This is a genomic window from Serratia fonticola, assembly GCF_001006005.1.
Lineage (GTDB): Bacteria > Pseudomonadota > Gammaproteobacteria > Enterobacterales > Enterobacteriaceae > Chania > Chania fonticola.
This window is the reverse complement of the sequence record NZ_CP011254.1, coordinates 1,513,041-1,527,676: the sequence shown is the minus strand read 5'-3', so window position 1 is coordinate 1,527,676 and position 14,636 is coordinate 1,513,041. Positions and strand designations below refer to the sequence as shown.

The following is a 14,636-nucleotide window of genomic DNA, read 5'->3' as shown; positions in this document are numbered from 1 at the left end:
CAATATTACTGTAGTACCTGGCAGCTGTGATCCTGGATCTCTTCGGCGGAGGCCAGATTCAGCTGCCATAGGTTACGTTTCACAGCCAACAGCAGGAAATCCCCTCCCGGCAAGGCCGTCATCGCCATGCCGTAGCTCCCCATGCTTTCACGTGCGCCCTCATCGCCCTGAGCCAGCAAACGGAATGCCCCAAGCTGCTTGAGTTCAGCAGCGCTGGCGCGGCGAGCCAAATAATCATGCCCCAGCAATCCACCAGGTAGCGGCTGCCAGCTTTCGCTGAAATCTCCTTGCAGCTGTGCCAGCCGGGTTTTTACCGCCGGTTGCAGGCAGGAAATATGAATATGCAGCTGATTTTGAGTACGGCCGTATTCGGAGTTTATTGCCAGTGAGATGGCGGCATCGTCGATCGGTTTACCGAGTTTATCCGCCATAAAATGCCGGGCCTGCCAGGCTAAGGCGAAGAAGTTGGCGGTGTCGGGTTGTAATACTTGCGGACTTTCAATGCCGGTGATTTTGGCCGTTGGCATCAACAGGTATTGCAAAGGCCCATTGCGGTCTTTCAGCACCACGAACCCTGCCTGCTCATCTACCTGTGCGCAGGGGGCCGGATTATGGTTTTGTTGCTGATTAGGCAGGCATTGCTGGCTGACGATATGCCACAGCGCATCCGGGTGGGCCGGTTTCAGCCAGAAATAGGCGGCAATGGCGATAATAATCAGCAACGTAACAGACAAACAGAGCCAACGGCGCAACGTCATGGGCGGGTTTCCTCAGCAAATGGGGGGATATAGCATAGCCGGGATTTGTGACAACAGACAAACAGGCCCCCATAGGCAGGGGGCCGGGAGCGGATTACAGAGACGTGTGGCGGGTTTCTTTCATCAGCAGCAGCGCGATCAGCGTCAGGCTAGCCATGGCCGCCAAGTACATACCAACGTAGAACAGTCCGTAGTTGTTAGCCAACCAGGTCGCAATATAAGGCGCTACCGAAGCCCCCAGGATCGAGGCCACGTTATATGAGAACGAGGCTCCGGTGTAGCGCACTTCAGTTGGGAACAGTTCAGGCAGCAGTGCGCCCATCGGGCCAAAGGTCAGGCCCATAATGCTCAGCCCAAGCAGCAGGAAAGCCATCACCAACAGCTGATTGCCGGAACCGAGCATGCTTGGGAACAGGAAGGCAAAGCCGATCATCAACAGGGTGATGACAATCATGGTCTTGCGGCGGCCAAAGGCATCGGCCAGCAAACCGGCGATCGGCACCATCACGCCAAAACCGATCACCGCCACCATCAGCATCCACAGGAAGCTGTTACGTGAATAGCCCAGCCCCAGCGGCTCTGCGGCCGTGCCGTAGGTCATGGAATAAACGGTCATCAGGTAAAACAGCGTATAGGTAGCCAGCATGATGAAGGTACCCAGGATGGTGGCCTTTTTGTGCTTGCTCAGCAACGTCCCGAGCGGGACCTTCACCTGTTTGCCCGCTTTGGCCACCTTGGCAAAAACCGGAGTCTCGTGCAGCGAAATACGCACATACAGACCCACCAGCACCAGCGCGGCAGAGAGGATAAACGGTACGCGCCAGCCCCAGGTCATGAACTGTTCGTCAGTCAGCAACCAGGAGAGCAGCAGGAAGGTACCGTTGGCGAAGAAGAAGCCGATCGGCGCACCCAACTGCGGGAAAGAGCCGTACAGCGCACGTTTGTTGGCAGGCGCATTCTCGGTGGCCAGCAAAGCGGCACCGCCCCATTCGCCACCCAGACCCAGGCCTTGGCCAAAGCGTGCCAGCGCCAGCAGGATCGGTGCAAAGATACCAATGGTTGCATAGCTTGGCAGCAGGCCGATCAGCACGGTGGAAATCCCCATGGTCAGCAGTGAAGCCACCAAAGTCACTTTCCGCCCGACGCGATCGCCGAAGTGGCCGAATAGAGCAGAGCCGATTGGCCGTGCCACAAAGGCGATGGCGAAGGTGGCCAGCGATTGTAGCGTGGCGGCGGCAGGATCGCCCTGTGGGAAGAAGATATGTGGGAATACGATCACCGCAGCGGTGGCATAAATATAGAAATCAAAGAACTCGATGGCGGTACCGACCAGAGAGGCGACGATGACTTTTCCCCGGGAGTTAACCGGTGTGGACGCGGCATCGGCGTCCAAGGGGGTTGCGATGGTGGCTTGCATAGTTATTTCTTATATTTTGACTAGGGAAAAATTCATCTTAGTCATAGCAAAATGGCTTTTCAACGGGGAGATTTTGTACTATCTGGCAAATAAACTGTTAAAAAGACTAATGTTTTAACGAGTTGATGTTCTATGGTCGTTAACGTGGTGAAGTGAGCTATAAGCAGAGAGAATGACTGGAAAAGGTGCAAAGAAAAGTTATAGGGTAGTTTGTTATGCTGGTTTTGGCCGGTTGGTTAGTCTGGTTTTAGAGCTATTGACTGCTTTTTGGTTTGATTATCGAAATAAAAAACCAGTCGCAACCTTGCGACTGGCATGAATGCAATGCTGATGGTGGATATTCACTTGCCCTGCGGCAGGGTTTTGTCCTCTTTATACTGTGCTGTGGCAATCCAGGCGGCGCAAAACAGCGTCAGGCGGGCAAAAAAGTAGAAGAACGCCATCAGCCCGATCACCGAGCCAAAGGCGGCGCCGGAAGGCGATTTGGCGACCTGCGGTAGCGTCATGGTCATCACAAACTTGATAGCTTCAAAGCCAATTGCGGCGATCAGCGTGCCGCGCAGTAGCGCTTTTTTCTTCGGCTTATGGCGCGGCAGCATCCAGAAGATCCACAGAAACAGCAGATAGTTGGCAAAAATGGAGATCGACAGCGCGATCAGCGTCATCGCCGGCCGCAGCCATTCAATGCCATCCAGCCCCAACGCATGCACGATGGCCGCCTGGGCAGAACCCGCGATCGAGGTTAACGACAGCGTGACGATCAGTGCCACCACCAGACCGGTTAATGAAATAAAATCGCGGGTGTAGCGAAAATAGATTTTCTCCTGATCCTGCGGATTACGTTCCCAAACGTCACGGGATTGGGCGCGGATCGCCTCACGCAGATTGCCCATCCAACTGATGCCGGAGTACAGCGCCAGCGCCAGGCCGGTCAGGCCGACGGTGGTACGTTGCTGAATGGCGGTATTCACCGTGTTCTTCAAGGTACTGGCCAACGTGGGATCGCTGATGCTATTGACGATCTTGTTGATCAATTCGGCCAGCAAATCCGGGTTAGATGCCAGCACAAAGCCCACGGCGGCAAACGACACCATCAGGATCGGAATCAAAGAGAGAAACGAGAAGTAGGTAATGGCGGCGCCAAACTGGCTGCCAAGACGGTCGTTGAAGCGTTCGGTGGCTCGCAGCAGGTGAGCGATGGTGGGCCAGGCTTTAACGCGCTCTATCAGGCGAGCGAACCCCGAAAGGCCTTTATCCAGTTTTTGGTTGCCGGTTTTGATGGCGATCGTCGGTTTCTCAATGGCCTCAGGCTGCTCTGGAGCGGCTTTATTCTGCATTACGTCACGGTATCCTTCAGATAAATCAATGGGCATGTGCTTGATTATAGCCAAATATGCCCTCGATTTGGTCGCTAATGGACGAGATTGGGTTAATTCTGATGATGGCCTCTACCAACAGCTGCGAGCAAGAACGCTCGATTTTGTCCTATTCACCACACGTCTGTTTTTCTGCCGGATCCCTGCAATTTTATCTATCTCAGTGCCAGAAAGGCTTTTACTCATCTTATGGCGCGCGCTTTTTCACCCGGTATGCGCCTACTGCAGCCTGAAAGACGATGGGGATCGCGTGAGCGACGTCTGTATAAAGTGTATAAAGAGAACCGCGCAGTGCGCGAAAATCAGTTTTTGGCTTCGTTGAGCCAGGGTTGTAGCTAGGGAGGATTAAATTAATCCCAAGCTGGAGGTGGACAAAAGCCACACTAATAATTACGCTTGGGCAATGTAATCTTCCAAATAACAGACGCCTTCTCCATAATTTATTCATAATTGACGAATATTGCCATTTTTGATTTTAAAAAATTTACACTCCCTCGCATTACTATATATTCATGCGCATATTATTATTTCCGACGACGAGATAGTGAGCCTGTTAACGTACAGCGCTCCTGATGAAGAATAACTTTTAAGGAAATGATAATGCGTAAACTGACTGCTTTATTTGTCGCTTCAACGTTAGCCCTGGGTTCTGCTTCTGCCGCCTTTGCAGCCGACGCAACTACCGCCCCTGCAACCGCATCGGCCACAGCCGCCGCTCCGGCAAAAATGATGCACCATAAAGGCCCAGGTAGAGAAGGCCCGTTTGCCGGCCTGGACCTGACCAAAGAGCAGCGCCAGCAGATGCGCGATATCATGAAAGAGTCGCATCAAAAACGCGGCCCGGGTGCTAAAGACGAGCGCCAGGCACTGCACAGCATGATCGCTTCGGAAAGCTTCGACGAAGCCAAGGCAAAAGCCCAGATCGATGCGATCGGTAAAGCGCAATCTGAGCACATGCTGGAACGCGCCAAAGCGGAAAACAAAATGTATAACCTGCTAACGCCAGAGCAGAAAAAACAATACAATGAGAATTATCAGAAACGCGAGCAGAAGATGATGGAGCATATGAAAAAAATGCGTGATCATGTCCCTGCTGCTGAATAATTAACATTGCTAGCATAATAAAAATGCCGGGTTATTTGCCCGGCTTTTTTTTATTAATGACAAAGTCCTGACCGTGAAGCTAAAATTTTAACCTAATAAGGTTAGTGTAAAAAATAGACTGGCCGCCATGTTCAAAGATCTCTCTCCCCAGTAATACCAGTTTGAAATCATCACTCTTAATGAATTTTCCCCCGAAGACCATCTGGAATACAAAATTGAGGATGGTGTATGTGCTGCCACGCCTACAGCCTATTTCCCGCGGATCTCGCACGGGTTGAACTGGACGACCAGGCCGGTTTCCCGTCTTTAATCCACTGTTCCGTCATACGCATCGAAAGGCGATACCGGGCGCAGTTGTGCGTGTTCAGTACCCGGAATTTTCGCGGCAGCGATGGCGGTCAGGATGCCCTGCTGCAGGTTGGATAGGGTATCTGAGGATGTCATCGATGTTTGTTTCCTGCGGGCCAGTAAAAACACGGACCGTAAAATATCATATTTACGGCCCGTTTTGCCTTTTATGGCCCAATTTAAGTTTTACCGGCCCAACAAGGGGTTTACGGCCCGTAAAAATATTATGGACCACAAATAACCCTTTCTGACCCATCACGGGGGGGGGGGGCGGCCCACAGTAGGGCTATCGACACGAATTTAATTTTCTGACAGGATTATTTAACCGTAGCAGCAATGGCATTAAATTGTTCGATAATAATCGCGGCGAACAGGGGATCGTTGATATGGTACGGCACTTTGAGCAACCGGCGTTTTGCGGTCTGTACCAGCGTCCGTTCCAGCGAGTGAACAAAAGCGCTCAGCGCCTGTGGATCCCAGAAGGGCTGCCCTGGCGCATCCAAAGTTGAAAAGCCACCCAGCGGTACGACAAAGCATACCTCCCCGGCACAGGCGTTCAGCTTGTCACCAATCCAGCGCCCTAACTGGGTATTCTCCTGCGCCGTGGTGCGCATCAGCGTTACCTGGCTGTTGTGGCAATAAAATTGACGATTGGCGTAGCGGGCCGGAATGGTTTTCGGGTGACCGAAGTTGATCATATCCAGCCCCCCGCATGACATCACACCAGGGATCTCAGTGCGGGCAATGGCCCCAAAGCGATCTTCGTTGCAGGCCAACACGCCATCAAACAGATAGTCGCATACCTCGGTGGTGGTCAGATCCAATACGGCGTTGAGCAAGCGGCTGTCGATCAGCTTTTCCATTGCCTGGCCACCACTGCCGGTAGCGTGAAACACCAGGCAATCCCAGTCGTGCTCAATGGCGTTGGTCACGGCCTTGATACAAGGCGTAGTGACGCCAAACATGGTCAGGCCGGTGGCGGGTTTGCTGTCGGCATCATCATCGATATGAAAGCGGATGGCCCCGGCTATCTGGTTGGCGGCATTGCTCAATACCTTGCGTGAAATGCGATTTAGCCCGGCGATATCGGTGACAGAATACAGCATGGCAATGTCGCTGGAGCCGACATAGCCAGCGACATCACCCGCAGCCATACTCGATACCATCAGCTTTGGCAGGCCGATGGGCAACTGTTGCATGGCGGGTGTGATGATCGCGGTGCCACCAGACCCGCCCAAACCGAGCAGCGCAGCAACATCACGACGTGAGAGCATGAAGCGCTCAAAAGCGATAGCCATGGCCGCAATCGCCTGCCCGCGATTAGCACAAAAAACGGCTTGTTCACCTTCCGGATGGTAACCCGCGATCTCATGTGCAGAAACGTCCGCATGATACAGAGAAGGCTTACCGGAAGTGGAGAGATCGAGGGTGATGACGGGTAAATCGAGATTGGCGATCAGATGACGGACATATTCCAGTTCTTGTCCTTTAGTATCTGCTGTGGTAGCAATATAGACAAAACCTGGGGTGCTGCTCATCATCTGTTCCTGAAAAAGGTTCAGACAAAGGTCTGAACAAATTGATTTTAATGCTATTTTTTATAGTAGGTGGTGAACCCTGGTGTCGGACAATAAGGTACTATCGTTTATTTGTTGGTCATAATGAGACTGCCGTATCATTTTTGCAAGCATTAATTTGCTTAAAGTGAGACTTGTGTCCCGTTTTTGGCTATCTTAGCGGTAATTTTTTACGTTGCCGATGGGCCAGGATCTGTCGGTGAGGCTGTCTATCGTATTGACTCCAAGGCTGGAAGATACGAGGAAGTTCGAGGAAAACGTGCCAATATCCGCATTTCCCGCTCCACGGGATGAATCTTTGACACATACTCGTGCCAAAACCCGCAGCTTGCTGCTGGCCTGTGCGATGGAGCTCTACGATGGTGGGGTCTTCCCTTCGATTACAGAGCTGGCGGCGCATGCGCAGGTCTCCCGTGCCACCGCTTATCGCTATTTTCCCACCCAAAGTGCCCTGATCTCCGCCGTTGTGGCGAAAAGCCTGGGGCCGATCCTTGAATGGCAACCGCAGGATAACGATGCGCTCAAGCGCATTCATCAACTGTTGGCGTTTGCCTATCCGCAGATGGAGCAGCATGAAGGCGCGCTACGTGCGGCGTTACAGCTATCGCTCCAGCAATGGGCTAACGCGACGCCGGGCGAAAAGTTTGTGCGTGGCAATCGCAAACGGCTGTTGAAGCTGGCGGTGGAGCCCTTGCAGAACAAACTCCCTGCTGAAGCCCTGCAACGCGTAATCCACGCCTTTTCGCTGATTTATGGTTCCGAGGTGTTCCTGGTGCTGAAGGACATTTGGGGTTTAGAGCTCGATGATATTCAAGATGTGACCCAGTGGATGGCCAAAGCCATCATTCGCCAGGCTGAAGAAGATGCCAACGCTGGAAGGTAATCTGCCGATCGAGGTTGGCCATGCTGACGGGCCGGGGAGTGTTCTCCGGCCTTTTCATTGGGTTTTTGGCTAATAAAAAACCGGAACCCTTGCGGGCCCCGGCTTAACGAGGGGTGAAGCAATTAACTCTGCGGTTAAACTTGCTCAGCTTGCAACTCCCTGTCGATACTTTAATCAGGTGTTGTGGCCGGCTTATAATTTCCCTGGTGCTGGTATGGTTATTACTAACTTATCGTTCTACTATCGTTTTTATAATATATCACTTCTGGTACCATGTTTGACCATAAAAGATGGTATGTCAAGCAAGCTATTAGGCTAAGATTGTATAGTATGCGAGATTTCGATAACGTTTTTGTACGGATGGGTGTCAAAGCGACTGAAAAATCAGCGAGATATATCGAAGGATAAAATGTTTAACAATCATCAAAAATTCGATTCGCAGTCGATTGCAGGCAAGGTTAGGGAACTCTTTTTGCAGCATGGGATCGGCAAGCGACAACATGCCAAGGAACTCAGCCGCATTTTGGATCTGAGTTTTTCCCATGCTCACCGCAAGCTGAAAGGCCAGAGCCCATGGACGCTGGAACAAATCAACAGCGTGGCACTGGCTTTGGGAGAAACGCCGGCGTCCATCGTCGACATTCTGCCCGAAAGCGAGCCTGTTGGGTCCACTGTGGCACAGGATGCCATCTTTTCTGTGGCCGGGGTGGCGTTACCTTGTGTGGCGCACATTAGCAGCGAACTAGTGGGCAGCAAGCAGGCCGAGTTTGTTGGCTTGCAGCAGGATGGGCAGTGGATGGTTTATCGAGCCAGCGAGGCCCCACAGGGCAAGCGTTTTGCTGTCGAACTGATCGAGATCCGCCCCAGCCATAGCGAAGACGATCGCCTGAGCATTGCGGTATTGGATGATGCACATCAGGCCGCTGATGAGCTAACCAAGTATCTCAATAGCCAAGGATTCAATGCCGTGGCTTTCTATGACGTCAGCAGTTTCTGCCAGGCGCTGGCCAAAAACCCGTTTGATGGCTACGTGGTGGATTGGTTGATAGGCCACGAAACGGCGCAGAAATGCATCGAAACCATTCGCACTTCCGATCATGCAGATGCGCCGATCCTGGTGCTGACCGGCCAGTTGGGCACCGATTTGCGTGAGTCAGAGATTGCCAGAGCGATGCGCGATTATGACGTGTTAGGCCCGTATGAAAAACCGGTGCGGCTCCATGTAATCGAAGCCGCACTGCAACGGTGCTTTAATCTGTAGTGACAAACAGCGACGTGAGTGAGGTGGATAGCGCCTCCATGCGTACTGGTTTCATCAGATAATCGTCAAACATGGCGCGTTGCTCGCTAGGCAGCAGTTCTGGCGTATAGGCGCTGATACCGATAATCGGGATATTACGGTTCGGGCCGCGCTGGTCACGTAGCTGTTGCGCCACTGCCACACCATCGATGCCGGGCATTTGCAGATCGAGCAGCAAGGCATCGTAAGGCCGCCGCAGCAGCTTTTGCAGTGCACGTTCTGACGAGTCACACAGCTCATATTGATAGCCCAACTTGTCGAGCAGGGCGATAAAGGCCATGCCTGCGGCAGGATTGTCGTCTACCACCAGGATTTGCTGCTCTTTTTTCAACAGCGTCGCTGCCGGACGTGGGCTTTGCTCTGGCAACTGTTCTTCACTGATCTCAACGGGAATGCTGACGATAAAGGTGCTGCCTTCTCCCACTTCGCTGTACACCGTGATCGTGCCGCCGAGCAATTCAACCAGGCCGTGGACGATCGCCAATCCCATGCCAACCCCGCTGTATTGGCGAGTATTTGACTGATCGAGCTGGGTAAAGGGCTCAAAAATCTGCGGTAGCAGGGCATTGTCGATACCGATGCCAGTATCCGTGACTTCGATGATTAACGAACTCCCCGCCGGTTGGCTACGCAGGCAGCTGTGCAGCGTGATGGTGCCGCTTTCGGTATATTTAAAGGCGTTGGTCAGCAGGTTAACCACGATTTGCCGTAGCCGCTGAGGGTCGGAATAGACCTGCGCATGGGTGAATTCCACTTCACGTACCAGTTTGACCCCAGGTTTATGGGTCAGCATGGCGATTTCATCCGTCGTTTCGTCGATCACCTGCTGGGCATTAAAGGGAACAATGCGCAGCTCCATCATGCCGCTGTCCAGGCGCGCATAATCGGTGAGATCCTTCATCTGGCTTTCTATCTGCTCGGCGGCGGTTTCCAGCCGGTGGAAGGTATCCTTGTGCTCATGGGATACGCGGGTATTGGTCAGCACATCAATGGCGGACATAATGCTTTGCAGCGAGGTGCGCAGTTCATGCCCGATGGCCCCGAGGAAGGCGTTTTTGGTGCGGATAGCCTTTTGCTCAGCGCGAATGGCCTTCGACTGTTGGCTGATGGTTTGGCGCTGCTGGCGGATGACGATCAGCGTGATGGCAATCAGCGCGATCACCGAGAACATGATGATCACCAGGCCATAAAAGATGATGTGCCTTTTCTCGATAAAATCTTCGTAAGCCCCGGTACGCTGCTTCACTTCAGCGTGGTCCGCCAGGTTGGCCATCATAATCGCGGAAGGTTTGATCTGCTGCATGGCCTGCGAAATCAGCCCCAGATCTACCTGAGGGCTGTTGACCAACTGATCCAACTGGGTAATTTCATTGCGCATCCGCTCAACGAGCTCGGGATAGCCAGGTTCGTGGTACAGCGGCAGGGTCGACTCTGACGGGCGGGCGAGCACCGAATAGCGAGAATAGAGAATATCGAACCTTAGCCTCAGATTATCGATATCCACCTGGTTGGTGCTTTTTTGCTGTTCCACCAGGGTTTCAAATTCCGCCAGCTTGATGGCGAACTTGGCGATCGACCAAGAGTAGTTTTCCTGCGTACCGGCAACGGCATACAGCCCTTTTTTGGACAAGGTGGCGCTGTAGTAATACAGCGTCACCGTTGAGGCGAGTAGGAATAAGGCGGCAAAAATGGCCGGAATAGCCAATCTGCCACTGTCTTTGAACCTGACTAACTTCATTTAATGACGATCCTGTTGATCTGCCAGATAAAGCGCGAGTTATACAGCGGAGAATTGAGCTCCGCGCCCCCGGCATCGCGGGGATAGATCAGAAACAGCGGCCCGAAATCGCGCACCTTTAACATTTCCCCGCCCATTTTATAGGCCAGGATCATATTGTATTTAGCCACGTCCGAGATGGGCACATCAATATAATAATCGTTCAGCGCGTAGAGCGTCATCATGGTGCCTTCGGCACCCACTTTAGCCAAAATATCCGCCAGCAATACGCCATCGAATTTTACTCTGGGCGTCCACGAAGTGGTGGTCGTGATGCTGTGGACTGGCATGGCAAACAGCTCTTTATCGGTAAAGACATAGGTTTTGTTCTCGGCGTCGGTGGTGTTTTTAATCTTGCCGCTGACTTCCAGGGTAAAGCTGAGAGCACTGGTTTGGGTAATGACCAAAGCCAGCAGGGCAAACGCGGTATTTCTTATTGCGGTCAACAGCATCGGTAGTTCTCCAGACCGGGGATCAGGCCCACGGCAATTCGTTTAGCATCAGGGTAGTAAAAGCTAGTTCGACCTGCTCCAGGTCATGCTTTCTGGCGCTGGCCTGCACGTTGTTCAGCTTGGCGAGGGCAAAATAGACCGGCTGACATAAAGGATAGTCTCGCACCCGCAATTCGGGAGCGATTGAGGTAAAGAAGGCGGTAGTTGGGACATCGTAGCCTGCGGCAATATGTACCGCAGCGGTATCCGATGTCAGAACATAGCGGGCATGCTTCACCCAGGCCAGGAAATCCGCGGTAGCGGTGGAGAGCGGTTGAATATCCACATAATGCGGGTGATCCACTGCGCCGAACCCCAGCACCGGGCAGGCAAACTTCTCCCACAGGGCATTCACCAGTGGCACATGAGCACTGGCCGGGATGCTGCGTAACGGCGTACTGGCGGTGGGGCAAAACAGCACATAGGGCTTGTTCTGCCAGCACTCAGGTAATGGCGGCAGACACAGTTTTTGCATCCAGCGGTTGGCTTTCGCCGCAGCAGGAATAGCGGCAGGTTTAACGCCCAGCGCCTGCAGGAAAAAATCAATCATCGGCAACGTGGTGAAGGCTGGCCAGAACAGCTGATTACCGGCATCGATACACAGTTCTTGCTCTGGAAGATGCTCTGCCTTCCACGGCAGCCAACGGAGATCCGCCACCACGCCTGCCGCCAGATGATAAAGCTGATCGACATAGTGGGGCGCGCGCCCTGGCCGGTAGATAATAGTACGCAGGTTGGGATTAAACTCGCGCAGCGCTTCAAGCGCGGTCAGGCCAATAATGGAATCGCCCAGCGTTACGCCCATGCCATTAATGATGTGCACGACAGATTCATTACAATAATCCACGCTGAAAGGAGCCGCAGCGGCGTTGCGGATACCGCGGTAGCCAGCCAGGCTAAAATAATCACCGGAAAAACTCTCCTGCTGCTCAAGATCCCATGAGGCGACCATGACGCCGTCTGCTGTCAGCAAACTTCCCCGGTGATATAACACTTCATCCTTTGTTAACACTTCCATTATTTGTCCTGTCTACGAAGGCGCGGCTAAGGCTAGGAGGAATAGGCAAAAGAATGGCAGAAAACGCCGCGCTTTGCAGGTGAGAATAAGCGAAATAGCATTAAAAAGATTGGTGTTTACGCCTTACCTGAATAGCAGCAGGAAGGCAGCCCCAATAGATAAGATGTCATCCGTGTTATTTTCCGCTAGATTGAGGTGATTTTGTCGTCAATGGATAATGATAAGCAGGATAATGAGATGAAAAATAGCGTAATGGCCTTGGTTTTGGTGATGATGGCTGCCCCTGCCGTTCAGGCTGAAGAGACCGCCGTGGTGAAAGACAGCGTGAAAAGCGTGGTCTCTGGCGTCATTGCCTCAGGTAAAGATGCACTCAGCGGTCTGAAAGATGGCGTGGATGATGGCCGTCAGTCAGGTAGCAGCATTGATGGGGCCATCATTGTGACCGACAAAGACAATCTGGTTAAAAATGTCACCGCATCGGTTTCCGCCATTGAGAAAGTCGCGGCCCAAGAATATAAAGTGACCCTTTCCCTCCGTAATAAAACCGACAAAATCGTACGTCTTAGCAATCTGAATGAAAGTAAATCATTGATGCTGTTAGACAAGGAGGGTTTTGTTTCACCACTGAAAACCGCATTGGTGCCTGGGGATGCGAATATTACCATTCCGGAAAATGCGGCAGTCCGAGTGCGGTATGTTTTTGCTGACGTTGAAGACACGCCTGCCATGCTGCGCCTTTATGGATTGGATATTCCGGTCCCCGCAGTCGTAAATCAGTAAGCTAAACCATCTGGTGGCCGTGATCGATTGAGTCTGGATCGCGGCCTGGCCTGGTAACCGCCTACCAACCTTGACCTATTACCGCCCGTCTGAAAACGACCGGGTGGCAATTTGTCGTGCCTCCGTTTTTTGACGGGCAAAAAATGAGCCTTGAATCAGCCAGTATTTGGCCTTGATGGTGGGCGCGCTGGCATTGTTTGATAGAGCGGTAAAGTAAACCAGGGGCCACATAATGAAATCCAACTTTAAAAACGAAATACAGACGTTTGGGCGTTCCCTATTATTGCCTATTGCCGTGTTAGCCCCGGTGGGGATGCTAATGGGGATCTGTAGCGCGCTGGGCCAGGCGTATATGATCGATAAACTGCCGTTTCTGGGAAATGCCTACTGCAAGGCGATCCTCTCTTCGGTGGGATTAATCAGCAGCGTAGTGTTCCAGAATATCCCATTGCTGTTCGCCATGGGGGTCGCTTATGGCATGTCGAAGAAGGAAAAGGGCATTGCGGTCTTCGCTTCGGTCATCGCCTATCTAACCTTACTGATCTCCATGCACGTGCATCTGAAAGTGATGGACCAATTGGTGACGGAGAATATGGCGCTGGTCGGGCAGGGCATGGTGCTCGGCATCCATACGCTGAAAATAGAGGCGCTGGGAGGGATCATTGCCGGTTTGCTTGCCGCCAAGGTGACTGACCGGTTCTACCGGCTACAGCTGCCGTTGGCCTTTGCCTTCTTCAGCGGGAAGAAATCGGTCGCCATCCTGTCGATTGCCTTCACCATCCCGGTCGGCCTGCTGATCCCGTTCGTATGGGATGTGTTTACCTATGGGATGCGGAGCATCTCGACCGTGATGATGGCGCCGAATATCGGTGCCGGGATCTACATGACTCTGAACCGTTTGCTGATCCCGTTTGGCTTGCACCATGTCCTGAGTTCGACGGTGCGCTTCACCGAAGCGGGTGGCACCTATCTGATTGATGGGCAAACCTACGTTGGCATTCTGCCCGCCATGAACAAGATCCTGTTTGAACTGGGGCCTAACCATCCGGCATGGAATGAGTTCATGCCAACGCTGTCCAGCTACCTTGCCTCGTCGCAGATGCTGACCACGTTGTTCCGCGTTCCGGCTATCGGGCTGGCGATGTACCACATGGCCTATTTCAAAAACAAGAAATTCGCCAAAGGGATGATCCTGACCGTGGTGCTGACGGCGTTCCTCGGCAATATCACCGAACCGCTTGAGTTCTCCTTCCTGTTTATTGCGCCGCAGCTCTTTGTTATCTACGCGATCTTGTGCGGCCTGCTAACCATTCCTCTGCAAATATTGGACGTCTCGATTGGCTATATTCGCGGCACCATCTTTGACTTCGGCATCTTCGGGCTGATGTACGAAAACACCCACTGGCCGAACCTGCTGCTGCTGGGCGCGATTAACTTTGTGGTGTTCTATGGCGTGTTCCGCTACGCCATTGGCAAGTTTGATATCAAAACGCCAGGCCGCGAGAAAGAGATGGCGGACAGCGCGCTGCTCAATAACAAAGAGTACGACAAGGTGGCGGAGCTGGTCGTAGAAGGGCTGGGCGGTAGGCAGAACATCAAGCGGGTAGAAAACTGTGTGTCGCGGCTGCGTATCGACCTTGGCGACCAGAAGCTGATGAACATGGAGTTGCTCAAAGAGGCCGGTTCATTGGGGACCTTTATTCCCTCCAGCAACCATATTCACGTGGTCTTCGGGCCGCACGTCGAGTTTGTCCGTAACGCGGTAGACGACAATCTTGCTGGCATCCAGCAACGTTAAGAGGAACAC

13 protein-coding genes are annotated in these 14,636 nt (G+C 52.7%); 5 read left to right on the top strand and 8 right to left on the bottom strand.

Translation table 11 applies throughout. The annotated features are described in order from the left end of the window. Window positions 1-5: 5 nt before the first annotated feature. The 3 genes from WN53_RS06740 to yhjD form a co-directional block, all read right to left on the bottom strand. A complete protein-coding gene (locus WN53_RS06740; protein ID WP_024482832.1) occupies window positions 6-758 on the bottom strand; it encodes a CDP-diacylglycerol diphosphatase in 753 nt (250 codons plus the stop codon). Window positions 759-852: 94 nt separating this feature from the next. Continuing rightward, the gene (locus tag WN53_RS06735) at window positions 853-2,175 is read right to left on the bottom strand and encodes an MFS transporter (protein ID WP_021807376.1); all 1,323 of its coding nucleotides are present in this window, start codon (window positions 2,173-2,175) and stop codon (window positions 853-855) included. Window positions 2,176-2,516: 341 nt separating this feature from the next. Further along, entirely contained in the window at window positions 2,517-3,512 is a 996-nt protein-coding gene (gene yhjD / locus WN53_RS06730) for an inner membrane protein YhjD (protein ID WP_021181810.1), read from the bottom strand. Window positions 3,513-4,151: 639 nt separating this feature from the next. Between yhjD and spy the strand changes: the two genes are divergently transcribed. Further along, on the top strand, window positions 4,152-4,655 hold the full coding sequence (gene spy / locus WN53_RS06725) for an ATP-independent periplasmic protein-refolding chaperone Spy (RefSeq protein ID WP_046808032.1): 504 nt from the start codon (window positions 4,152-4,154) through the stop codon (window positions 4,653-4,655). 306 nt (window positions 4,656-4,961) lie between these two features. Here spy and WN53_RS28580 read toward each other — a convergent pair whose 3' ends face one another. Both WN53_RS28580 and WN53_RS06720 read right to left on the bottom strand, forming a co-directional pair. Next, entirely contained in the window at window positions 4,962-5,099 is a 138-nt protein-coding gene (locus tag WN53_RS28580) for a hypothetical protein (protein ID WP_158645266.1), read from the bottom strand. Between the two features lie 221 nt (window positions 5,100-5,320). Then, window positions 5,321-6,541, bottom strand: coding sequence for a Tm-1-like ATP-binding domain-containing protein (locus WN53_RS06720; protein WP_024482830.1), 1,221 nt, complete (start codon window positions 6,539-6,541; stop codon window positions 5,321-5,323). Window positions 6,542-6,926: 385 nt separating this feature from the next. Between WN53_RS06720 and WN53_RS06715 the strand changes: the two genes are divergently transcribed. Next, window positions 6,927-7,463, top strand: coding sequence for a TetR/AcrR family transcriptional regulator (locus tag WN53_RS06715; protein WP_235166923.1), 537 nt, complete (start codon window positions 6,927-6,929; stop codon window positions 7,461-7,463). A gap of 409 nt (window positions 7,464-7,872) precedes the next feature. Next, entirely contained in the window at window positions 7,873-8,724 is an 852-nt protein-coding gene (locus tag WN53_RS06710) for a helix-turn-helix domain-containing protein (RefSeq protein ID WP_024482828.1), read from the top strand. On the opposite strand, the gene WN53_RS06705 is transcribed toward WN53_RS06710, so the two are convergent. From WN53_RS06705 to WN53_RS06695, 3 genes are read right to left on the bottom strand one after another with little or no spacing between them, the layout of a single operon-like run. Further along, a complete protein-coding gene (locus WN53_RS06705) occupies window positions 8,714-10,501 on the bottom strand; it encodes an ATP-binding response regulator (protein ID WP_024482827.1) in 1,788 nt (595 codons plus the stop codon). The two genes, WN53_RS06710 and WN53_RS06705, sit on opposite strands and share 11 nt — an antisense overlap. Beyond that, on the bottom strand, window positions 10,498-10,992 hold the full coding sequence (locus tag WN53_RS06700) for a putative pterin-binding protein (protein WP_024482826.1): 495 nt from the start codon (window positions 10,990-10,992) through the stop codon (window positions 10,498-10,500). The genes WN53_RS06705 and WN53_RS06700 overlap by 4 nt, the downstream gene beginning before the upstream one ends. A gap of 22 nt (window positions 10,993-11,014) precedes the next feature. After that, window positions 11,015-12,049, bottom strand: a complete 1,035-nt coding sequence (locus WN53_RS06695) for a glycosyltransferase family 9 protein (RefSeq protein ID WP_024482825.1) — start codon at window positions 12,047-12,049, stop codon at window positions 11,015-11,017. Between the two features lie 237 nt (window positions 12,050-12,286). On the opposite strand from WN53_RS06695, the gene WN53_RS06690 reads away from it, so the two are divergent. Both WN53_RS06690 and WN53_RS06685 read left to right on the top strand, forming a co-directional pair. Continuing rightward, entirely contained in the window at window positions 12,287-12,829 is a 543-nt protein-coding gene (locus tag WN53_RS06690; protein ID WP_152525748.1) for a hypothetical protein, read from the top strand. 232 nt (window positions 12,830-13,061) lie between these two features. After that, window positions 13,062-14,627 (top strand): PTS transporter subunit EIIC, encoded by a 1,566-nt coding sequence (locus tag WN53_RS06685; protein ID WP_024482824.1) that lies wholly within the window; start codon window positions 13,062-13,064, stop codon window positions 14,625-14,627. Window positions 14,628-14,636 lie beyond the last annotated feature (9 nt).

Coding starts and splice junctions, on each gene's coding strand:
- WN53_RS06715 (WP_235166923.1), top strand. CDS start 6,927: ATGGAGCTCTACGATGGTGGGGTCTTCCCTTCGATTACAGAGCTGGCG.
- WN53_RS06720 (WP_024482830.1), bottom strand. CDS start 6,541: ATGAGCAGCACCCCAGGTTTTGTCTATATTGCTACCACAGCAGATACT.
- WN53_RS06705 (WP_024482827.1), bottom strand. CDS start 10,501: ATGAAGTTAGTCAGGTTCAAAGACAGTGGCAGATTGGCTATTCCGGCC.
- yhjD (WP_021181810.1), bottom strand. CDS start 3,512: ATGCAGAATAAAGCCGCTCCAGAGCAGCCTGAGGCCATTGAGAAACCG.
- WN53_RS06700 (WP_024482826.1), bottom strand. CDS start 10,992: ATGCTGTTGACCGCAATAAGAAATACCGCGTTTGCCCTGCTGGCTTTG.
- WN53_RS06740 (WP_024482832.1), bottom strand. CDS start 758: ATGACGTTGCGCCGTTGGCTCTGTTTGTCTGTTACGTTGCTGATTATT.
- spy (WP_046808032.1), top strand. CDS start 4,152: ATGCGTAAACTGACTGCTTTATTTGTCGCTTCAACGTTAGCCCTGGGT.
- WN53_RS06690 (WP_152525748.1), top strand. CDS start 12,287: ATGAAAAATAGCGTAATGGCCTTGGTTTTGGTGATGATGGCTGCCCCT.
- WN53_RS06695 (WP_024482825.1), bottom strand. CDS start 12,049: ATGGAAGTGTTAACAAAGGATGAAGTGTTATATCACCGGGGAAGTTTG.
- WN53_RS28580 (WP_158645266.1), bottom strand. CDS start 5,099: ATGACATCCTCAGATACCCTATCCAACCTGCAGCAGGGCATCCTGACC.
- WN53_RS06735 (WP_021807376.1), bottom strand. CDS start 2,175: ATGCAAGCCACCATCGCAACCCCCTTGGACGCCGATGCCGCGTCCACA.
- WN53_RS06685 (WP_024482824.1), top strand. CDS start 13,062: ATGAAATCCAACTTTAAAAACGAAATACAGACGTTTGGGCGTTCCCTA.
- WN53_RS06710 (WP_024482828.1), top strand. CDS start 7,873: ATGTTTAACAATCATCAAAAATTCGATTCGCAGTCGATTGCAGGCAAG.